The organism is Streptomyces anulatus (assembly GCF_014650675.1).
Taxonomy (GTDB): Bacteria; Actinomycetota; Actinomycetes; order Streptomycetales; family Streptomycetaceae; genus Streptomyces; species Streptomyces anulatus.
The window spans coordinates 1-519 of sequence record NZ_BMVK01000048.1 but is presented as its reverse complement, the minus strand read 5'-3'; the positions used below and the strand labels follow the sequence as shown (position 1 = coordinate 519).

The 519-nt window shown below is 56.6% G+C and carries 1 rRNA gene; it reads right to left on the bottom strand.

Annotation, left to right across the window (positions count from 1 at the left end):
* Nucleotides 1-519: ribosomal RNA gene (locus IE272_RS38555) — 23S ribosomal RNA — on the bottom strand; the annotation flags it as partial.

The window sequence follows — 519 nt, the reverse complement described above, 5'->3', positions numbered from 1 at the left end:
TATCCGCTATCGGTCACCAGGGAATATTTAGGCTTAGCGGGTGGTCCCGCCAGATTCACACGGGATTTCTCGGGCCCCGTGCTACTTGGGTGTCTCTTAAACGAGCCGTTGATGTTTCAGCTACGGGGGTCTTACCCTCTACGCCGGACCTTTCGCATGTCCTTCGCCTACATCAACGGTTTCTGACTCGTCTCACAGCCGGCAGACTATGAAAAAGAGATCCCACAACCCCGAATGCGCAACCCCTGCCGGGTATCACACGCATACGGTTTGGCCTCATCCAGTTTCGCTCGCCACTACTCCCGGAATCACGGTTGTTTTCTCTTCCTGAGGGTACTGAGATGTTTCACTTCCCCTCGTTCCCTCCACACTGCCTATGTGTTCAGCAGCGGGTGACAGCCCATGACGACTGCCGGGTTTCCCCATTCGGAAACCCCCGGATCAAAGCTTGGTTGACAGCTCCCCGGGGACTATCGTGGCCTCCCACGTCCTTCATCGGTTCCTGGTGCCAAGGCATCC